The 18,701-nt window shown below is 66.5% G+C and carries 19 protein-coding genes and 1 pseudogene; 8 read left to right on the top strand and 12 right to left on the bottom strand.

What is annotated here, in order from left to right:
• Positions 1–13: 13 nt before the first annotated feature.
• From PIGHUM_RS03960 to PIGHUM_RS03945, 4 genes are all read right to left on the bottom strand, one after another.
• On the bottom strand, positions 14–979 hold the full coding sequence (locus PIGHUM_RS03960; RefSeq protein WP_124077955.1) for a helix-turn-helix domain-containing protein: 966 nt from the start codon (positions 977–979) through the stop codon (positions 14–16).
• 108 nt (positions 980–1,087) lie between these two features.
• Entirely contained in the window at positions 1,088–1,921 is an 834-nt protein-coding gene (locus tag PIGHUM_RS03955) for a DODA-type extradiol aromatic ring-opening family dioxygenase (protein WP_124077954.1), read from the bottom strand.
• Position 1,922: 1 nt separating this feature from the next.
• Positions 1,923–2,201: a subunit of meta cleavage enzyme gene (locus PIGHUM_RS03950; RefSeq protein ID WP_246012893.1), complete on the bottom strand. Its 279-nt coding sequence runs from the start codon at positions 2,199–2,201 to the stop codon at positions 1,923–1,925.
• A 23-nt stretch (positions 2,202–2,224) separates the two neighbouring features.
• Complete coding sequence (locus tag PIGHUM_RS03945; protein WP_222929210.1) at positions 2,225–3,484, bottom strand: alpha/beta hydrolase family protein; 1,260 nt, start codon at positions 3,482–3,484, stop codon at positions 2,225–2,227.
• Positions 3,485–3,678: 194 nt separating this feature from the next.
• On the opposite strand from PIGHUM_RS03945, the gene PIGHUM_RS03940 reads away from it, so the two are divergent.
• Positions 3,679–4,803: an FAD-dependent oxidoreductase gene (locus PIGHUM_RS03940; protein ID WP_124077952.1), complete on the top strand. Its 1,125-nt coding sequence runs from the start codon at positions 3,679–3,681 to the stop codon at positions 4,801–4,803.
• A gap of 51 nt (positions 4,804–4,854) precedes the next feature.
• Here the strand turns inward: PIGHUM_RS03940 and PIGHUM_RS03935 are convergent, their stop codons facing one another.
• Both PIGHUM_RS03935 and PIGHUM_RS03930 read right to left on the bottom strand, forming a co-directional pair.
• Positions 4,855–5,823 (bottom strand): Bug family tripartite tricarboxylate transporter substrate binding protein, encoded by a 969-nt coding sequence (locus PIGHUM_RS03935; protein WP_160142149.1) that lies wholly within the window; start codon positions 5,821–5,823, stop codon positions 4,855–4,857.
• Positions 5,824–6,061: 238 nt separating this feature from the next.
• Positions 6,062–6,985, bottom strand: a complete 924-nt coding sequence (locus PIGHUM_RS03930) for a LysR family transcriptional regulator (protein WP_124077950.1) — start codon at positions 6,983–6,985, stop codon at positions 6,062–6,064.
• A gap of 342 nt (positions 6,986–7,327) precedes the next feature.
• Here PIGHUM_RS03930 and PIGHUM_RS03925 point away from each other — a divergent pair, with 342 nt between their 5' ends.
• The 7 genes and pseudogenes from PIGHUM_RS03925 (at position 7,328) to PIGHUM_RS03900 (ending at position 12,781) form a co-directional block, all read left to right on the top strand.
• Positions 7,328–8,101: an ABC transporter ATP-binding protein gene (locus PIGHUM_RS03925; protein WP_124077949.1), complete on the top strand. Its 774-nt coding sequence runs from the start codon at positions 7,328–7,330 to the stop codon at positions 8,099–8,101.
• Positions 8,102–8,120: 19 nt separating this feature from the next.
• Positions 8,121–9,011 (top strand): ABC transporter permease, encoded by an 891-nt coding sequence (locus tag PIGHUM_RS03920; RefSeq protein ID WP_160142148.1) that lies wholly within the window; start codon positions 8,121–8,123, stop codon positions 9,009–9,011.
• A gap of 34 nt (positions 9,012–9,045) precedes the next feature.
• Positions 9,046–10,020 (top strand): alpha/beta hydrolase fold domain-containing protein, encoded by a 975-nt coding sequence (locus PIGHUM_RS03915; RefSeq protein WP_160142147.1) that lies wholly within the window; start codon positions 9,046–9,048, stop codon positions 10,018–10,020.
• A gap of 39 nt (positions 10,021–10,059) precedes the next feature.
• On the top strand, positions 10,060–11,292 hold the full coding sequence (locus tag PIGHUM_RS03910; RefSeq protein WP_124077946.1) for an aromatic ring-hydroxylating oxygenase subunit alpha: 1,233 nt from the start codon (positions 10,060–10,062) through the stop codon (positions 11,290–11,292).
• 25 nt (positions 11,293–11,317) lie between these two features.
• On the top strand, positions 11,318–11,668 hold the full coding sequence (locus PIGHUM_RS24125) for a hypothetical protein (protein ID WP_246012892.1): 351 nt from the start codon (positions 11,318–11,320) through the stop codon (positions 11,666–11,668).
• A pseudogene (locus PIGHUM_RS24400) lies at positions 11,593–11,979 on the top strand (ABC transporter substrate-binding protein); the annotation flags it as partial. The gene PIGHUM_RS24125 and the pseudogene PIGHUM_RS24400, both read left to right, overlap by 76 nt.
• Positions 11,980–12,049: 70 nt before the next feature.
• Positions 12,050–12,781, top strand: coding sequence for an ABC transporter substrate-binding protein (locus tag PIGHUM_RS03900; protein ID WP_124077945.1), 732 nt, complete (start codon positions 12,050–12,052; stop codon positions 12,779–12,781).
• Here the strand turns inward: PIGHUM_RS03900 and PIGHUM_RS03895 are convergent.
• The 6 genes from PIGHUM_RS03895 to PIGHUM_RS03870 form a co-directional block, all read right to left on the bottom strand.
• A complete protein-coding gene (locus tag PIGHUM_RS03895; protein WP_124077944.1) occupies positions 12,778–13,719 on the bottom strand; it encodes a LysR family transcriptional regulator in 942 nt (313 codons plus the stop codon). The two genes, PIGHUM_RS03900 and PIGHUM_RS03895, sit on opposite strands and share 4 nt — an antisense overlap.
• 25 nt (positions 13,720–13,744) lie before the next feature.
• Positions 13,745–14,716 (bottom strand): Bug family tripartite tricarboxylate transporter substrate binding protein, encoded by a 972-nt coding sequence (locus PIGHUM_RS03890; RefSeq protein WP_124077943.1) that lies wholly within the window; start codon positions 14,714–14,716, stop codon positions 13,745–13,747.
• 29 nt (positions 14,717–14,745) lie between these two features.
• Positions 14,746–15,768: an amidohydrolase family protein gene (locus PIGHUM_RS03885; protein ID WP_124077942.1), complete on the bottom strand. Its 1,023-nt coding sequence runs from the start codon at positions 15,766–15,768 to the stop codon at positions 14,746–14,748.
• Positions 15,765–16,970 (bottom strand): FAD-dependent monooxygenase, encoded by a 1,206-nt coding sequence (locus PIGHUM_RS03880; RefSeq protein ID WP_160142146.1) that lies wholly within the window; start codon positions 16,968–16,970, stop codon positions 15,765–15,767. Before PIGHUM_RS03880 ends, PIGHUM_RS03885 begins: the two co-directional genes overlap by 4 nt.
• 116 nt (positions 16,971–17,086) lie before the next feature.
• Positions 17,087–18,073 (bottom strand): Bug family tripartite tricarboxylate transporter substrate binding protein, encoded by a 987-nt coding sequence (locus tag PIGHUM_RS03875; RefSeq protein ID WP_124077940.1) that lies wholly within the window; start codon positions 18,071–18,073, stop codon positions 17,087–17,089.
• Positions 18,074–18,089: 16 nt separating this feature from the next.
• Positions 18,090–18,695 (bottom strand): nuclear transport factor 2 family protein, encoded by a 606-nt coding sequence (locus PIGHUM_RS03870; protein ID WP_124077939.1) that lies wholly within the window; start codon positions 18,693–18,695, stop codon positions 18,090–18,092.
• Between the last annotated feature and the right edge of the window lie 6 nt (positions 18,696–18,701).

The following is an 18,701-nucleotide window of genomic DNA, read 5'->3' as shown; positions in this document are numbered from 1 at the left end:
GAGCGTCCCTGGCTCAGTGCGCCGCGCCCTGCGGCAGGGCCGACTTCCTGAACGCGCGCGGCGAGGCTCCGTAGCGCTGCCGGAACGCCCGGCTGAAATGGGCGATGTCGTTGAAGCCCCAGTAGAAGGCGATTTCTCCTATCGATCTCGATCGCATCGCCCCGCTGGCCAGATCGGCGCGGCAGCGTTCCAGCCGGGTCTGCCAGATCCACTTCATCAGCGGGACGTCCTCGTCTTCGAACAGTTCGTAGATGTACCGGGTCGATAGGTTGACGGCGGCGGCGATATGGGCTGCGTTGATCTCGTGGTTGCGCAGGTTGTCTTTCACGTAGCCCATGATGCGCTGTTTGTGCAGCGCCCTCAGGCGCGAGGGGGAGGAAGGCGTGTCGGGACCGGAACCCGCCAGGCTGGCGGCGACCAGGAAGGGCAGGGCGTCGGCGAGCCGGTCGGCCTCGAGGTCGGACAGCCGGTCGGTCTGGGCCAGGAGCTGGTCGATGGTATGGCGCAGCACCGCGCCTGCGCCATACGTGGTCCGGACCTGCCGCGCGGTATGGAGTTCGATCTCGGGCATGATGGCCCGCAGCGCGCTGTGTTCGATGTAGAGCGAATGGGCGAGAACGTTGCCGGCTTCGATGAAGAACGGCCGTGACGGATCGATGATGAACAGGTCGTCGGGTTCGATGCGGGTTTCGCGGCCTTCCTGGTGCACCAGCGCCACGCCTTCGCGGTGCAGCGACACGAGCAGGCGCGAGCGCATTCCTGTCGCCCGCGGCGAACAGGTGGTGTGGGGAGAGAACCGCAGCGCGGCGAAGCGCAGGCGTTCGCCGCTGTAGCCTTTGACCTGGGTGCTGAACGGGTGTTCTTCGTTGCCCTGCACGGACAGGCCGACCGCGAAAGCCTCCTGCATTTCCTTGCGGAAACGCGCGGAACCCGCATCCTGCTTCTTGCCGTCGATGGTGAATTGTCGGATGGTCATCATGGAATATCAGTCTCCGGCGCGGATCGGTCGAACCGAGCCTGTCTGCGGAGAGTTTCCCGGCTTGCAGACAGGCAAGTCAATCGGACTTTGCCCGCAGAGCGGGCGCCATCAGCGTGCGCAGCCAGTCTTCCAGCTACCCAACCCTATGCCCGTATACCAGTCGGCCACGGCTTTGTAATAGAGGGTCTGGAACGGCGCGCCGCCGGCAGCGCCGTGTGCGATCAGCCAGGTGCGGATTTCTTCCGCGCCGTTGCCGGCCTCGTGGACGTGCTCCGCGGCGTACCGGACGAGCGCCTCGGCATCGCCGCCGGCCAGGCGGGCGAGGAACTCCCGGTCGAAGGCCTCGTTCAGCAGGCCCATCCGCGGCGTGGCGATATCGTGGCTCAGGCCGCCGGTGGCCAGTATCGATACGCGTTCGACCCCTTCGAAGCGGCGGATCGCGCCGCCCAGCATCCGGCCCCATTCGTGCGCCCGCAGCATGGTCGGCAGCGGCGGCTGGACGCAGTTGACCAGCACCGGCACGACCGGAATCCCGCCGGCGACGCCGGCCAGGTGCAGCGGCGCGATGATGCCGTGGTCGAGGGTCAGGTCCATCGACAAGGCGGGGTCGAAACCCGACTGCATCGCTTCGCCGATGAGGTGCGCGCCGAGATCGGCGTGGCCGGCCAGCACCTGGCGGTCGACTTTCAGCCAGTGCTCCACCGGCGTGGGATAGGACGGGGCCGCGCCTATGCAGAAGGCGGGCAGGTTGTCGAGGAAGAAATTGTGCAGATGATCGTCGGAAACGACCACGAGGGCTTCCGGGGCCGCTTCGCGGATGGCATGTCCGACCGACAGGAAGGCAGCGAAGATCGCCTCGCGATCCGCATCCGGGATGGCGCCGGGAAAATTGAGCATGACGGGCGTGTGGCTGACGGCATGCACGCTGACGATGCGGGCCATGTCAGTTGCCTCCTTCGCCGCCGGCGCAGCGCAGGGACTGGAGGAATACCGATTCCGGTATATGCAGGCCCAGGCAGTGCGCCCTCAGCAGGTAAGGGTTGACCCCGGCCAGGTACATGGCGCCGATGTCGTTGTCCCGGATGGCGTGTTTGAGCGACGGCTCCAGGGGAGTCGGGGCCATGTAGGCATCCGGATCACGCCTGTAGCGATGTAGATGATCGTCGCGATGGTGGATGTCGAACAGGATGCGGTTCATCCAGTACGCGTCAGTCGTAGGCATGAGCTGCCGCCAGTTGCTGGCCATCAGCGGGCTCCCTGCAATTGCCTGGCGAGCCAGTCGACGATGGTGGGCAGGGTCTGCGGCGTCAGTCCCATGTGGCCGCCGGGGAAGAGCCGGACGGACTTGGGATCGCCGTGTTCCACCAGCAGGTGGATGTCGCCGACCGGGCATTGCCGGTCGTCCTTGCCGTTGACCAGCAGCAGCGGCGCGCAGGGGCCGTCCAGCAGCCCCTGGTCGAGCAGCGACAGGCGCTGGAAGGCAGCGGCATATTCCTCGTCGGTGGCTACGCCCAGCATGCGCTGGCGCGTCTCGACCAGTTCCATCAGGTAGCTGTCGGGATAGCGCGAGGCGAGTATCCATTCCGGCTGGAACATGAAGTGCGCGCCGCCGCCCCAATTGACGGCGCCGGCCAGCCGGTCCGGCAGCAGGTGGGCAAGCTTGGTCGCCCAGTAGCCGCCGAAGGAGCGGCCCAGGCACGCCGGGCGTTCGCCGTCGAGGTCGGGGCGGCCGCGCAGCCAGTCCAGCACGGCGATGAACGGCCGTTCGGCATCGACCACGCCCCGCACCGGGGATTCGCCGGTGCCCGCATTGTCCATGGCCACGGTGGCGAGGCCCTTGGCCAGCAGCGCGTCGCTGGCGGCCGTCATCTGTTCCTTGCAGGCATCCACGCCGCCCCACATGAGGACGACGCGGGGACGGGCGATGCCGCGCGGACGGCGCAATAGCACGGGTATCTCGCCGCCTTCGCCGACGCGGCCCTGGAAAGGCACGACGACGCGTTCCATGGGGATATCCCAGTATGCGGAGGCCGCTAGATAGGTCTCGCGTTCGCCGGTGGCGCAATAGGCTTTGGCCGGATGGTTGGGGCACGGAAAGCGGCCCATGAAATAGGCGCCGCTGGCACGCTGGTAGAGATCCGCCGCGCGATTGGTCTCGCCCGCTGCGTGAGCACGCCTTGCATCGGCTTTCAGCGTATCGCCCAGATTGCCCCAGTATGTGCCCCAGGCTTCGCCGTCGAGGCCCGGAACGCCGTCTATCCATGCCGCGCCCGCATCGAGCGGCAAAGCATTCATCGGGTGCGTCCTGGCTTTCCAGCGGCTGGCCATCCAGGCCTTGGCCTCGGCCAGGGTCTTGGGGCGGCCGGCAACGTCGGAGCCGCCGGAAGGGGTGGGGAACTGCTGTGTCACGGTCGTCTCTCCAGATTCGTTCGGGAAGCGCGCCAGGCGGCATGTGTCGATGCCGGTATGTTCGCAGGCGTTGCGCGCGCCGGCTTGGCCGGGCATGCGTTGGAACTTGACCGCGCATGCGCGCAGCCGGCGGCGGAGCCGGGATGCGGCCGGTGGCGGAACTTGGCTGGGCTTGCGCCGAAGCTTGTGCGGGAGTCGGAAGACGCGCCTGCGGCGTTGACGGGCGCAGGGGGCTCTTGCGTAATCGCCGCTTGCGGCATATCCGCCGAGCCAATCATGGAAGAGGAAAAATGAGCAGGATCAAACATGCGCTCGTGGTCGGGGGCGGCATCGGAGGCATGTCGGCGGCCATCTGCCTGCGGCGGCGGGGCATCGACGTACGGCTTGTCGATCTGGACCCCGATTGGCGCGTCTACGGCGCGGGCATCACCATTACCGGCCCGACCCTGCGCGCGTTCCGCGAATTGGGGATCCTGGACGAGATCGCGGCGCAGGCCTATACCGGGCATGGCATACAGATCTGCGACATGCTCGGCACGCCCCTGAAAGTGGTGCCGACGCCAGTGGTGGGAGATGGCGACCTGCCCGGCAGCGGCGGAGTGATGCGTCCGGCGCTGCATGCGGTGCTATCGCGCCGGACGCTGGAAAGCGGCGCGCGCGTCAGCCTGGGCGTCACGGTGGACGGCCTGGAGCAGGACGGCGGGGGCGTGGCCGTCCGTTTTTCGGACGGCACCTCCGGCCGATACGATCTCGTGATCGGCGCGGACGGCATTTTTTCGCGGATCCGGACCCTGATCTTCCCCGGCGCGCCCAGGCCCGTGTTTACCGGGCAGTGTGCCTGGCGCCTGGTCGTTCCGCGCGCGCCCGGCATCGACCGCCGGCATTTTTTCCTCGGCGGGCCGGTCAAGCTCGGCTTGAATCCGGTTTCCGACAGCGAGATGTACATGTTTCTGCTCGAGCCGCTCGCCGAACCGAACCGCATCGAAGAATGCGATCTCCACCGTGGATTGGCGGCGCTGATGCAAGGGTACGGCGGCGTCCTGGAGGAGATCCGCGGGCAGCTGGACGAGGTGTCGCGCATCGTCCGCCGGCCGTTGGAAGGCTTCCTGCTGCCGGCCCCCTGGCATGCCGGCCGGGTGGTATTGATCGGCGATGCGGCGCATCCCACCACGCCGCAACTGGCGTCGGGCGCCGGCATGGCCGTCGAGGATGCCCTGGTGCTGGCCGAGGAGCTCGACCAGGCGGAGAGCGTTGCCCAAGCGCTGCATCGCTTCATGCAACGGCGCTATGAACGTTGTCGCCTGGTCGTCGAGAATTCGTTGCGGATAGGCTGCCTGGAGCAGGCGAAAGCGCCTATCGAGCAGCAGGCGGCGCTGGTGGAAACGTCGCTGGCGGCGCTGGCGCAGCCGATCTGATCGCGCCATCGGGCCTGGCGGTCCTGCGGCCGCCAGGCCCCTGCTCGCTGCCTACTCGATCTTGGTGCCCGTTTCCCGGACGACCTTCTCCCACTTCTGCATTTCCTTCTTCACCATGGCGGCGAACGCCTCGGGCGGCATCGTGCTGGCCTCGAATCCTATGTTGGCGAGCTTGGCGCGCACGTCGTCGGATCGGCCCGCCGCCATCAGCTCGCCGCGCAGCCTGGCGATGACGGGAGCGGGCGTGCCGGCGGGAACCCATGCCCCGACCCAGGACTCGTCTTCGAAGTCGCTGAAACCCGCTTCGCCAATGGTGGGCACGTCGGGAAGCGCTGCGCTGCGTTGGGTACTCGTGACGGCCAGGCCGACCAGGCGTCCCGACTTGATCAGCGGCACGGCCGGCGGCAGCGCGGTCGCGGACAGTTCGACCTCGTTGGCCATGGTGGCCTGCATGGTCGCAGGGATGCCCTTGTATGGCACGTGCATCACGTCGACCTTGGCGAGGACCTTGAACAGATAGTCGGCCGACATCTGCGGCGTGGTGCCGTAGCCGGGGGATCCGTAGTGCAGTTCCTTGCCCTGGCGCGCGCGCCCGACTGCGTCCTTGAGAGACCGGACGCCACTGGTTGGACTGGTGACCAGTATGTTCGGCGCCGTGGCCAGCAGCGCGACGGGGATCAGGTCTTTCTCCGAGTCATAGCCCGGATCCTTGTAGAGGTAGGGAGTGACGGCAAAGGCGGTGGAACTGATCAGGACGCTGTAGCCGTCGGCCGGGGACTTGGCCGTCGCCTGGATGGAGATCAGCGCTCCCGCGCCGGCCCGGCTTTCGACCACCACCGGATGCGAGGTGGTTTCGGTAATTTTCTGCGCGAAGATGCGGCCGACCACGTCCTGGGGGCTGCCGGTCGATGCGGTGATGAACTTGATCGGCTTGCTCGGATAGGCCTGCGCAAGCGCCGATTGGGCCGTGCCCAGGGAAAGTGCGATACCGAGCATCCGAACGCAATGGTTCAGGGTCATCGAGGTCTCCATGATGTGTGCTTTGTCGGGGATTCTGAACAGCGCCCGATCCGTTCCGGCAACCCGCCATAAGGCGTGGAAGTCTTTGGGCCCCGAGTATTCTAGGCAGGCCGAAGCCGGGGAGATATGCTGTCCGTGCGGGATCTGTTGATCGCTGTTGCACTGTCTCGGCGAAGGCGCTTGCCCCGCATCGGCCCGCGTCGCCGAGCGATGGCAGGGAAGGCGTGCCCGCTTCGCCTTATTCCTTGAAGCGCCGGGTCCACCGGCGTTCGTAGGGAGTGCGGGCGAAGCGCGCCGCCATGAAGTCGACGAAGGTCCGCACTTTTTCCAGCCGGTGCTTGCGGGAGGGATAGACGAGATCGATCGTCGTCCGGGGCAGGTCCCAGGCATCGAGGACGGGCCGCAGCTGCCCGCCGACGAGATCGTCGTAGAGCACATATGCCGGCAGTATCGCGATGCCGAGGCCGTCGAGGGCCGCGGTGCGCAATACCTGCACGTCGTTGGATTCCACCCCTCCTTTGACCGGCACGGCGGTTTTCTCGCCGCGGCGCGTGAAATGCAATTCGTCCTCGGGCTCCGGACAGGTGTGGATCAGCAGCGCGTGGGCGGCGAGATCCGCGGGCCTGCGGGGCATGCCCGCGCGTTTCAGATACCTGGGCGACGCCGCGAGCACCTGGCGGGTCTCGGCAAGCCGCTGGAATTCCACGCCCTGGCCGGGGTCGGAGGCGCGCATGCGAATGGCGACGTCGACGTCGCCATCGATCGCGGCGGTGTCCGGGACCGCCTGTACCTGCACGGAAACGGCCGGGCAGCGCAGCGCATAGGCGGGCAGCAGCGGCGCGATGTGGTGGACGCAGAAGAAAAGCGGCGCGGCGAGCTGCAGCATGCCGCTGGGCTCGGCCACGGCGGCGTTCACCGTCGATTCGGCTTCCTGGAGGTCGGCCAGGATCTGCTTGCTGCGCCGAAGGAATTCCTGCCCCGGTTCGGTCAGGTACAGGCGCCGGGTGTTGCGTTCCACCAGCCGGGCGCCCAGCCGCTCTTCCAGCGCGGACAGGTAGCGGCTCGCCGCCGCGTTGGACAAGCCCAGCTTGCCGGCTGCCCGGTTCAGGCTGCCGGCCTCCGCGACCCCTACGAACAATGCCATTTCGGTCAAGCGGTCCACGTGCCGGGCCTCCTTGTGCAACCACGCGAGCGCGACGCCAGGCGCGCGGGCTTGCGCGGCGGTAGGTCGCGGTAAGGAAGAGAATATCGAGCGCCTCGCGCATGGGTCAATCGGGCCAATTCCCGATTCCGCGCCGTCCGCCATTCCGATTACAGGAATGGTGAATTCCACTTTCGTCCATTTACACCGCCTACCCCCTCTCTCTACAGTCCGCCTTACAAACCGGCGAGCCCCATCGCCGAAAGAAAAGACTGAGACAAGCGAGCGCCGCGCCAGTCGCGGCCCCTCATCCCGAGGCGCTGCCCATTGCGCCGGACAATCCGGCGCGATCGAGAGTGAGGCATGCACAAGATCGACATTCAGAGACTATCCAAGGTTTACCAACTGGGCCGTGGCCGCACGATGCAGGCGCTCGACGACGTCAGCCTGAGCATCGAGGACGGCGAATTCGTTTCCGTGATCGGCGCCAGCGGCTGTGGCAAGACCACCTTGCTGCGCATCATCGGCGGATTCGAGCAGGCGGACGCCGGCTGTGTGCAGATCAGCCGCGATCCCAAGGCGAGCGGATTGGCCACCTCCACGGTCTTCCAGGAAGAGTCGCTCTTCCCCTGGCTGACCGCCGAACAGAACGTCGGCTACGGCTCGCGGATCCGCGGCGTGCCAGCCGAACGCCGCAAGGCGCTCGTCGATTATTTCATCGGCAAGGTCGGCCTGACGGCGTTCCGCGGCAGCTATCCCAACCAGTTGTCGGGCGGAATGCGGCAGCGCGTGAGCGTTGCGCGGGCGTTCGCCAACGAGCCGGAGATTCTCCTGATGGACGAACCCTTCGGCGCGCTGGACGAGCAGACCCGGCTGGTATTGCAGGAGGAACTGCTCAAGCTGTGGAGCGAGCATCGCCGCACGGTGGTTTTCGTGACGCACAACCTGGACGAGTCGATCACCCTGTCCGACCGCATCGTCGTTCTCAGCGCCCGTCCCGGGCGCGTGCGGGCGGTGATTCCCGTGGACCTGCCGCGGCCGCGCAATGTCGTCGCCTTGAGAAGCGATCCCCGGTACGCCGAGATCTATCAACAGCTCTGGGACCTGCTTCAGACCGACATCCATGCCACCGCCTGAACGAAGAGACGCGACGACCATGCACGCCCCCTCATCCACGAATCTCGCCATGCCCGCCGGACGCAGCGCCCGGAACGAACCGACGCCGGCCGACGCCCACCCCGCCAGAACGCTCAAGCGTGGCGAAGGCAAGGCGCGCGACGACGCGACGCAGCGCATGCAGAAACTGCTGCGCCTGGCCTCGCCCTTCCTGCTGCTCGCCATCTGGGAACTGCTCGCGCGGCTGGGCATCCTGGACGTGCGCTTCTTTCCTCCGCCGTCCACGCTGGTCGGCACCGCCGAGCAGATGCTGACGGACGGATCGCTGGCCGCCGCCGTCGCCGACAGCATGATCCGGCTGGTCATCGGCTTCTGTCTGGGCGCGGTCGCCGGATGTCTCGTCGGCGTATGCGTGGGCCTGTCCGGCTGGTTCCGGTCGCTGATCGAGCCGTGGCTCATCGTGACCTATCCCATTCCCAAGCTCGCGATCTATCCCCTCCTGGTCCTGATCGTCGGGCTGGGCGACGCGCCCATCGTGCTGCTGCTGGCCATCGCGGTCTTCTACATCGTCTCGCTGAACCTGACGGCCGGCATTGCCTCCATCCGCCCCGTCATCTACGACGTCGGCCGCGACAGCCAGGCGAGCTTCATGCAGATCGTCCTGACGATCGCGCTGCCGGCCTCGCTGCCGCATCTGTTCGTCGCCCTGGAGATCGCCTCGGGCATCGCCTTCATCGTCCTGATCGCCGCCGAGTTCGTCGGCGCGAAGACGGGCCTGGGAAGCATCATCTGGTCGAGCTGGCAGTTGTTCGACGTCGGCCCCATGTACGTCGCCATCCTCGCCATCAGCATCCTCGGCTACCTGTCGACCGTCCTGCTGCGGGCAACAGGCCGCCTATTGATGCCGTGGCGCAGGACGCACCGGGTCTGAGATCCCTCCAATTTCGCCAATGCACATGACTACGATGAATTCGAAACCAAGCATAGATCTCGACCCCCAACTGGCCGCGGCCCAGCGGCTCACGGACGAGATGCAGGCGGAACTCGGCCCGCCTTCCCGGGATATCGCCGCCATCAGAGAGCGGGCAGCCGAACTGCGCAAATGGTGGAACCGCGGCGGACCGCGCATGGCGCGCGTCATCGAGGCCTCGGTGCCGGGGCCGTTCAGGCAGATTCCCATCGTCGTGTACGTGCCCGAAGGGAGTGCGCCGCTGCGCCCCGCGTACGTCTACCTCCACGGCGGCGGCTACAAGCTGGGCAACCAGCACGCCAACGACAGGCAGATGCGGGAAATTGCCGAGGCGTGGGGCGGCATCGTCATCAGCGCCGATTACGTCCACGTTCCGGAATACCGCTTTCCCTGTGCGATAGAGGAAACCGCCGCCTTGTTCGAATGGCTCTCCCGCCATGCCGAACAATGGGGCATCGACGGGCAGCGGCTGGCATTCGGCGGCTCGTCCGCGGGCGCCAACGTCTCGCTGGGCGCCGCGATCCAGTTGGGAGGCGAGGCCTGCGGGTACTTGCGCGCGGGGGCGCTGGTCGTCGGCACCTATGGCGACCGGACGACCACGGAGTCGATGCGCATCTACGGAGACGGGGCGCTCTACCCCAGCCGCGCCGCCGTGCTCGTGAACCTGGACGAGTACGTGCCCGATGCCGCCATGCGCGCGGATCCCCGTTTCGACTGCTTTGCCGCCGATCCGAGCCGGTTCCCGCCGATGTTCATCGCCGCCGCGCAATACGACGTATTCCGCGATGCGTCCCGGGCGTGGCAGCAATGGCTGCTCGACCACGGCCGCACCGTCGTTTTCAAGGAGTACCCGGGCATGTCACATGTCTTCCTGGGCTATAGCCGGATGGTCGATCAGGCGCAGGCCTGCGTCCGGGACATCGCCGAATTTCTCTCGCAGCACCTTTCGCCGGCCGTGCGGGGCAACTGACCTCGACGGCTCTTTCGCAATCCTACGTGGACACAGACCATGAGTACCGATACCTCCCTGGCCCAGGCGGAGTCGCCGGCCCGAGTGCAAACCAAGTTCGTCGGCGTGGCGCAATCGCTCGATGCGCGCGTGGACGTCGCGAAGATGCTGACGCCCGAACACTACGCGGTCGAGCGCGAGGCGATCTTTCGCCGCGCCTGGCTGCCCATCGGGCATACCGACGACCTGCCGGAGCCCGGCAGCTACTTCGTTTATGACGTTCCCACTTTCAACGCTTCTCTCCTGGTGGTCCGCGGCGACGACGGGCAAGTGCGCGTCTTCCACAATGCGTGCCGCCACCGGGGCAACAAGCTGGTCCGTTCCGGCGCCGGCAAGAAGCGCAGCTTCATGTGCGGCTTCCACGGCTGGTCCTTTTCGTCGGACGGCGCGCTGAAGGTCGTGACCGACCACAACCAGTTCGACGGCCTGGAGAAAGCCGACTATGGATTGAGCCGCGTGACGTCGGAGGTCTGGGAAAACCTGATCTTCGTGAACTTCGACGAGACCCCGCGGGAGTCGCTGCAGGACTGGCTCGGCCCCGAGTTCTTCGACCGCTACCAGGGCTATTGGGACCTGCACGAGAAAGTCGCCAGCTACAGCTTCGACCTGAACTGCAACTGGCACCTGGCGGTGAATTCGTTCACCGAGGGCTATCACACGATGTACATCCACAAGAACACGGCGCGCGACTACCAGGGCGGCAAGATCAACCCGCAGCGCCACCGGCCCCACATGGAGCTGACCCGGCGCCACCACCGCTTCTCGGCGCCCGGCAATCCGGACCATGAAATCCTGCCGGTCGAAGGGCTGGCCATCAAGTACGGCCGCAAGCTCCTGCCCGCGTTCGACTTCGATTTCTCGATGCTGCCCGCCGGCGTGAACCCGAGCAGGTACGAGTACTGGGCGTTCGACAACATCGCGCTGTTCCCGAACATGGTCGTCCTGTGCGGCAACCATTACCGGGTCGAGCTGACCTTCTGGCCCATCGACGGCAGCCGCACGCGCATCTACAACAGTCTCTACAACTACAAGACCAAGAACCTGGGAGAACGCCTGGGCCAGGCGTATTTCAGGGCGCGGGGGCGCGACGTACTGCGCGAGGATCTCAACACGCTCGAGGCGCAGCAGCAAGGCCTCGTGTCGGGAGGAATGCCCCACGTCATCCTCTCGCGCCAGGAAACCGCGCTGAAGCACCACTTCGCCGTTACCGAAAACATGTTGCGCGGCCAGTAGGCCCGCCGACAAGGAGAACCGCATCATGAGCCAGTCCCTGCTTCCTCCCCGGTTCGCCGGCCTCGAACATCTGGTCGACGAATGGGCCCTGCCGTCCGAGAAGGCACGCGCCCACAAGCGCGTCGCCACCGATATCGAGGTCTCGCGGCGCTTCCATGGCGAAGTGCTGCCCCACGTGGAGCCGATCATCCAGTACCTGAATACCTTTCCCAACGACCCGGGCGCGCTGCCGCCGGATGCGCTGCGGCTTTATCGCCTGGCGCAGATGTTCATGGAGGTATCCGCCCCGATCGACCTGGAATGGGACAGCTCGGACATCGAGGACGTCTTTCCCATGGAAAGAATGAACTTCCATCCGCCCAGCGTGCCCGGCTGAGGCGCGGTCCGCGCATGATCCTGTTCCGATCCACGAACCCTGGCATGGGGAGAACGAAAGTGTTGAACATGTTCCGATTGGGATGCCGGCTGCTGGCCGGCTGTATGCTCGCTTTGTACGGCGTCGGCGCGGCTGCGCAGCAGGCGGCCGCGCCGACGAAAGTGACCGTTTCGCTCTTGTACATTACCGCCGACGCGGGAATATTCCTGGGAATCGAGAAAGGCTATTTCGCCGAACAGGGGCTCGAGTTGAACCTGGAGCGGATGACCAGCGCCGCCGACGCGATCGGCCTGGTCGCCAACAACAAGATCGACGTCGGGACGGGGGGGGATCACGCCGGGCCTGTACAACGCTTTCCGGCGCGGCCTGCCGATCCAGATCGTGGCCGAAAAGGCCAGCCTGCTGCCGCCCGCGACGGACGGCAACGGCGCGCTGCTGGTCAGGCGGGACCTGATGGACAGCGGTGCGGTCAAGACGATGGCAGACCTGAAGGGCCGCCGCATCGCGGTCATCAGCCTGCAGTCGGCCTCGCTCAATTTCTCCATGCGCGCGCTGAAGCTGGGCGGACTGGGCAGGGAGGAGGTCACCTGGGTCGAGATGCCGTTCAACCAGATGATCGCCGCTTTCGAGAAGAAGGCCATCGACGCCGCGATGATGTACACGCCTTACCTGCAGCTGGTGGCGGAGAAGCTGAAAACGGCGATTCCGATCAAGGACGGAGACCTGTCGGCCACTTCGACGGGGGATGCCCTGAACATCATGATGTATTCGCCGGACTTCGCCAAGACGGAAGCGGCCAAGCGCTTCATGGTCGCCCACCTCAAGGCGCAGCGCGACATCCAGCGCATGGTCGAGGGGAAAGCGGATCTCAAGGAGGCCTGCCGGGCGGTGGCGAAGTACGTGCCGTCGATGTCGGCGGACTGCCAGGGCATGAAGTTCAGCGGCATCGATCCCGACGGCCGCATCAACGTCGCCTCGCTGGAACGCTACCAGGACGAATGGATGGAGTGGGGCGTGATGAAGGAACGAGCCGATATCCGCAGCCACGTGAACGGTGAGTTTTCGAAGCACGCGGTGTCCGTCCTGGGTCCGTACCAGGGCAAGGAGAACTAGACGCCGTGGGAGGGGTCGGCCGAGAAACGGTTCCAGCGGCGCTCGTACTGCATGCGCTCGAAATGAGCGGTGATGCAGTCGACGAAGCCGCGAACCTTGCCCGACCGGTACTTTCGGCTGGGAAACGCCAGGTTGATCGCAAGCGGCGACAGCGACCACTCCTGGAGCACGGGAACCAGCCGGCCCGCGGCGAGTTCGTCGTAGAGGACGTAGGTCGGCTGCACGACGATGCCCATGTGCCCGAGCGCCGCGGTGCGCAGTATCTGGCTGTCGCTGGCCTTCAGCAGGTTCTTCGGCGCGACCGTCTCGACCTGTCCGGCGCGGGTGAAATGCAGTTCGCCCGGACTGGACGAGTGCGTATAGGTCAGGATGCGGTGCTGGAGCAGGTCGGCCACCGATCCGGGCGTTCCGTGCCTGGCGAGGTAGCGCGGCGTGGCGGCCAGGACCCGGTCGGTTTCCGCCAGGCGCCTCATCGTGATGCTGGAGTTGGGTTCGATGTCGCGCGTCCGGATGGCGACGTCGATGTTCTTGTCGATGAGATCGGTGTAGCCATTGTCCACTTCGATGTGAACCACGACCTCCGGGCATTGCTTGGCGTATTCGCGCAGCAGCGGCGCGATGTGGCGCGTCGAGAACGAGTGCGTGGCGCTGACGCGCAGCCGTCCCCTGGGCTGCACCGATAGCGCGTGGGTGGCTTCTTCGGCCAGATCGATGTCCGACAGGATCGCGCGTGCGCGTTCGGAAAATTCCAGGCCCATGCCGGTCAGCGATATCCGGCGGCCCGTCCTGTCGAGCAGCCGGGTCTGCAGGCGGGATTCGAGCGCCTGCAGGTTTCTGTTGGCCGCGGCATGGGATATCTGCAGCGCTGCGGCAGCCCCGCGCAGGCTGCCGCAGTCCGCGATGTGCACCAGCAGGGAGAGTTGGGTCAGGCGATCCACGGCAGGGCTTCCACGGACGATCCGTTCAGTCCGCCACGATACCGTTTTCCGTGATGAAGGTTTTCCAGCGCGCGACGTCGCGCTCGATCATGCCGGCCACTTTCTCCGGCGTGCTCGGCGTCGGCACCATGCCTTGCTTCAACAGGGTTTCGCGTACTTCGGGCAGAGCGATGATGGCGGTGGCGTGGCGGTTGAGCTCGGCGACGACGGGAGCGGGCGTGCCTGCCGGGGCGGCCAGCCAGTAGTACATGTCGATGTCCAGGCTTTCCAGGCCCAGTTCGCCGAAACTCGCCACGTCCGGAGCCAGCACCGAACGCTTTTGTCCCGAGACTCCCAGTATCCGGACCTTGCCGGTGGCGGCGAGCGGCAGGGCGGTATGTATCGGCAGCACCATCATCTGGATCTGCCCGCCCATGAGGTCGGTGCTGGCGCCGGCCGCCCCTTTGTACGGCACGTGCACGATGTCGAGCTTGAGATGGTTCTTCAGGATCTCCATGGCCAGGTGCTGGGGCGTCCCCTTGCCGGGCGAGCCGTAGTTGAGCTTGCCGGGCCGCGCGCGGATGTAGGCGGTGAAGGCGTCGAAATCGGCTACGGGCAGGACGGAAGGGTTGACGACCAGCGCAAGATTGCCCACGGCCATTTCGCCGATGGGGGCGAAATCCTTGACGGGGTCGTAGGGCATGGTCTTGTACAGGGCCGGCGTGATGGTGAAGGTGTTCACGGTCACCATCAGCGTATGGCCGTCCGGCGGCGCCTTGGCGACCTGGTCGGCGCCGATGTTGCCGCTGGCGCCCGCCTTGTTCTCGACCACGACCGGCTGTTTCAGCCTCTCGCTGAGCTTGGGGGCGATGGTGCGCGCGATCAGGTCGATGCCCGAGCCCGCGGTGAACGGCACGACGAGGGTGACGGGCCGGGTGGCGAACGTGGCGTCGGCCGCGCCCGTCGCCCACGGAAGTGCGAGCAGCATGGCGGCCAGCATGCGACGGCGGTATGTCATGGTGTGTCTCCTCTCTCGAATGATGGGGGCTACTTGATGTCTTCTTCGAGCCCGAGCAGCTTGAGCGCGTTGAGCAGATAGATCTTCTTTTTCTCGTCCTCGGGGAGGTCGAGCGATTCGACCGAGCGGATGCCCTCGCGTATGAACATCGGGCCTTCCTCGGGGTCGAACGGGCAGTCGCTGGCGAACACCACTTTGTCGCTGCCGAAGAAGTCGAGCCCGCAGCGCAGCGCCGACGCGGAGCCGCCGAGCACCGTGTCGGCGTAGAACATCTTGAAGTAATCGATGGGCTTTTTGGCCATGCGTTCCAGCAGGCCGTTGTAGTCGTCCTCGACGCTGCGGCTGCCCAGCTGCGCCCACAGGGTTTCGGCGCGTCCGCCGAAATAGGGGATCATCGCGCCGCAATGGTGCGTGATGACGCGCAGGTTCGGCAGACGGTCGAACATCTGCGAGAACACCATGCGGGCCATGGCCACGCTCGTGGCGTAAGGCCAGCCCAGCACCTGCCAGATCTCGAACCGGGACTTCTCCTCGACGGGGTAATCGGCCTGCGAGGCGGGGCGGAACGGGTGCATCCAGACCGGCACGCCGTGCACCTCGGTGGCGCGCTGGAAGACGGGGAAGAACTCCGGATCGTCGAGCGGGCGGCCGTTGACGCTGGTCGTGACCTGGATGCCGCGCGCGCCCAGTTGGGTGATCGCCCGGTCCATTTCCTCCAGCGCGGCGGGGATGTTGTTCATCGGCAGGGCCGCCACGAAGGCCGGGAACACGTCGGGGTTGCGTTCGACGATGGCGGCCATGTCGTCGTTGGCCACGCGCGCGAACCCGGGCGAGGCGTCGGCGCCGCCCAGCGCCTCGGGCGGCGGCAGGGCCAGCGTCAGTACCTGCTGCACCTCGGGCCATTGCGACAGCATGTCCTTGCGCGCGTCCATGTCCCACAGCATGCGCAGATTGCTCATCCGCTTGACGATGCCGGGATCCTTGGAGTGCTCTCTCATGATCTCCAGGTACCGCGACGGCATGACGTGGCTGTAGATGTCGATTTTTCTCATGTGTGCTCCTTGGCGCCGGCCAGCGGCACGGTCAGCGGATCGTAGGAATAAAGCCATTCCGACCGGGTCTTGCTCATGTTCTTGGCATGGAAGGCGCGGCGCATCTCGTCTTCGTCCTCGATGCGGTAGAGATCCCGGTTCTCGGTCGATTCGCGCACCACGGCGGCGGTGCGGTCCATGCGGCTGTTCTGGTAGCTCTGGAGCGCATCGGGTACGTTGTCGCAGGCGGCGAGGCAGCGCGCCAGGATCTCGCCGTCCTCGATGGCCATCGCCGCGCCCGAAGCCAGGTAGGGCAGGGTCGGGTGGGCGGCATCGCCGAGCAGCGTGGCGCGCGCCGTGCTCCAGTTGTCCACGGGCGCGCGGTTGTTCAGCGCATAGCGGTAGCAGCCGTCGCGGTCGATGGCGTCGATGACCGTCTGGATGGTGGGATGCCATCCCTCGAAATCCGCCTTCAGGTCCGCCCATGGGCGGACCTGGGTCCAGGACTCGTTCTCGGGATGGGCGTGTTCCACCAGGCCCACGAAGTTCATCAGCTTGCGCGCGCGCAGGTAGTACATCACCGCATGCTTCTTGGGGCCGCACCATACGGTGGAAACCGTGTCCATGATGTCGGCCGGCAGGCGGTCGGTCGGGATGACCGCGCGCCAGGCGACGTCGCCGGTATAGCTGACCGGCGTCGGGCCGAGGATCTGCGCGCGGATCGCCGATTTGATGCCGTCCGCGCCGACCAGCACGTCGCCCGTTTCGCGGCGGCCGTCGGCCAGATGCAGGGTGACGCCGTCGGAGTCCTCCTCGAAGCCGGTGGCGCGCGCATCCAGGGCGATGCAATGCGGATCCATCTTCAGCACCGCCTTGGCCAGCAGCTCGTGCAGGTCGGCGCGGTGGATGTGGAAGTAGGGGGCGCCGTTGCGCCGCTCGTGTTCCTGTCCGAGCGGAATGCGGTGCATGAGTTCGGCCGTGTCGAAGCGCCGGAATTCGAAGGCTTGCGGGCGCACGACGGTTTGCTCGAGCTCTTCTCGCAATCCCAGGTCGTACAGCACTTTTACGGCATTGGCACTGGACTGTATGCCGGCGCCGACTTCGCCCAGCGTGGGCGCCTGCTCGAACACGCGCACGGGAAGCCCGCGCTTGAGCAGGCAGGCGGCGGCCGTCAGACCGCCGATGCCGGCGCCGACGATGATGGTCAGGGGATGTTTGTTCATCTTCATTACACGTTATTCATGGCGTCCTGCCTCCAGGGTGCCGCGGATCCGGCTTTGCCGGCCCGCCAGCACCGCCCCCGGGGGGGGGGCGCGCGTCAGCGCGCAGGGGGGCAGTCTCAATCAGCGGTGATGCGGGCTTTCTTGATCACTTGGGCCCAGCGTGCGTACTCGTCGGCCACCAGTTCGCCGAATGCCTCGGGCGTGCCGGGAGCCACGATCAGCCCTTGCTTGTCCAGGCTTTGCCTGATCTCGGGCATGGCGAGGATCTCGTTGACCTCGCGGTTCAGGCGCGCCACGACGGCCTGCGGCGTGCTCTTGGGAGCGAGCATGCCGAACCACAGGTCGACCTCGGCGCCGCGCACGCCTTGTTCGGCAAGCGTGGGCACGTCGGGCATGACTTCGATCCGCTTTTCCTGGGTGGTGGCCAGCACGCGCAGCTTGCCCGCCTGCTTGTGTCCCAGCGCCGTGTTGGCCGGCAGGATCATGGCCTGGACCTGGCCGCCGAGCAGGTCGGTGACGGCGCCCGCCGAGCCGCTGTAAGGCACGTGCATGAGGTCGACGCCCGTGTGCAGCTTGAACAGCTCCATGGCCAGGTGCTGCGGGGTGCCGTTGCCGGGCGAGGCGTAGGCGTAGTGGCCGGGGCGGTCGCGGAAGGCCTGGATGGCCTGCGCCAGCGTCGTGGCGGGGAAATCGGGGTTGACCGCGAACACCAGCGTGCCGACGGCCACCCGGCCGACGGGGGCGAAGCTCTTGAGCGGGTCGTAGGGCACGCTCTTGAACAGGCTGGGGTTCATCACGAACGTGCTGACCGTCATCAGCAGCGTGTGTCCGTCCGGCGCCGCATTGGCCACGAAGCCGGTGCCGATGTTGCCGCTGGCGCCGGGACGGTTTTCCACGATGACGGGCTGGCCCAGCTTCTGCGAGAGCTTGGGGCCGAGGGTGCGGGCCAGGGTGTCCATGCTGGTGCCCGGCGTATAGGGCACCACGATGGTGACGGGCCGCTCCGGCCACGCGGCGGCCACGGGAGCGGACCAGGGCGCGGCGGCGGCGAGGAGGGTGGCCAGCAGCGCGCGGCGCCGCGGCAGGCAGGCGAGGGTTGTCATGTCGCGTCTCCTTGGTTCAGCGTTCCAGCGGACCGCCCGCCAGCCATTGGGCGCCGCGCCGGTACAGCGCCTGCACTTCAGGGCCCTGGAGCATGGGCATGTCCATCTTGACGCGGTAGCCGATGCGCGTCTGGATGTAGGCGAGGTGGCGGTAGCCTACCGGCATGCGGGCCAGTTCTTCCTGGTCCAGCGCCAGCGTGGCGGCAGGATCGACCGGGTCGATGCGGTCTTTTTCGTAGATGGGCTGCCGGTGCAGCAGCTTCCAGCTACCCTCGTGGCGCACGACGAAGTCGTAGAAGCGGCCGGTGCAGACGACGTCGCAGGCCACGCCTTCGATCGGGCCGCGCTGGGAGATGGTCATCTTGGTCTGCGCGACGGCCCGGTCGCCCTGGATCTCGACGGTCGTGCCGCCCAGGAAGTGCAGGATGCTCACGCCCTTGTCCCAGCCTTCCTGCGTGACGCGGATGAACTCGGCGAACGGGCCCTGGAACCAGGTCGCCATCATCACGCCTTCGGGGTGCCAGACCGTGGCGAAGCGCTCCCAATCCCCGGCGTCGCGCCATACTGCCCAGCGCTCGACCATCTGCCTGATCTCGAGTTCGTTTTTCAGGTCGTCGTTCAATGTCTT

Source organism: Pigmentiphaga humi (genome assembly GCF_900606115.1).
Taxonomy (GTDB): domain Bacteria; phylum Pseudomonadota; class Gammaproteobacteria; order Burkholderiales; family Burkholderiaceae_B; genus Pigmentiphaga; species Pigmentiphaga humi.
The sequence above is the reverse complement of the archived record's forward strand: the minus strand, read 5'-3'. Positions and strand labels throughout refer to the sequence as shown.

What these genes read in the sequence shown, in the direction of transcription:
- PIGHUM_RS03960 (WP_124077955.1), bottom strand. Translation starts at nt 979, where the DNA reads ATGATGACCATCCGACAATTCACCATCGACGGCAAGAAGCAGGATGCG.
- PIGHUM_RS03955 (WP_124077954.1), bottom strand. Translation starts at nt 1,921, where the DNA reads ATGGCCCGCATCGTCAGCGTGCATGCCGTCAGCCACACGCCCGTCATG.
- PIGHUM_RS03950 (WP_246012893.1), bottom strand. Translation starts at nt 2,201, where the DNA reads ATGCCTACGACTGACGCGTACTGGATGAACCGCATCCTGTTCGACATC.
- PIGHUM_RS03945 (WP_222929210.1), bottom strand. Translation starts at nt 3,484, where the DNA reads ATGCCCGGCCAAGCCGGCGCGCGCAACGCCTGCGAACATACCGGCATC.
- PIGHUM_RS03940 (WP_124077952.1), top strand. Translation starts at nt 3,679, where the DNA reads ATGAGCAGGATCAAACATGCGCTCGTGGTCGGGGGCGGCATCGGAGGC.
- PIGHUM_RS03935 (WP_160142149.1), bottom strand. Translation starts at nt 5,823, where the DNA reads ATGACCCTGAACCATTGCGTTCGGATGCTCGGTATCGCACTTTCCCTG.
- PIGHUM_RS03925 (WP_124077949.1), top strand. Translation starts at nt 7,328, where the DNA reads ATGCACAAGATCGACATTCAGAGACTATCCAAGGTTTACCAACTGGGC.
- PIGHUM_RS03920 (WP_160142148.1), top strand. Translation starts at nt 8,121, where the DNA reads ATGCACGCCCCCTCATCCACGAATCTCGCCATGCCCGCCGGACGCAGC.
- PIGHUM_RS03915 (WP_160142147.1), top strand. Translation starts at nt 9,046, where the DNA reads ATGAATTCGAAACCAAGCATAGATCTCGACCCCCAACTGGCCGCGGCC.
- PIGHUM_RS03910 (WP_124077946.1), top strand. Translation starts at nt 10,060, where the DNA reads ATGAGTACCGATACCTCCCTGGCCCAGGCGGAGTCGCCGGCCCGAGTG.
- PIGHUM_RS24125 (WP_246012892.1), top strand. Translation starts at nt 11,318, where the DNA reads ATGAGCCAGTCCCTGCTTCCTCCCCGGTTCGCCGGCCTCGAACATCTG.
- PIGHUM_RS03890 (WP_124077943.1), bottom strand. Translation starts at nt 14,716, where the DNA reads ATGACATACCGCCGTCGCATGCTGGCCGCCATGCTGCTCGCACTTCCG.
- PIGHUM_RS03885 (WP_124077942.1), bottom strand. Translation starts at nt 15,768, where the DNA reads ATGAGAAAAATCGACATCTACAGCCACGTCATGCCGTCGCGGTACCTG.
- PIGHUM_RS03880 (WP_160142146.1), bottom strand. Translation starts at nt 16,970, where the DNA reads ATGAACAAACATCCCCTGACCATCATCGTCGGCGCCGGCATCGGCGGT.
- PIGHUM_RS03875 (WP_124077940.1), bottom strand. Translation starts at nt 18,073, where the DNA reads ATGACAACCCTCGCCTGCCTGCCGCGGCGCCGCGCGCTGCTGGCCACC.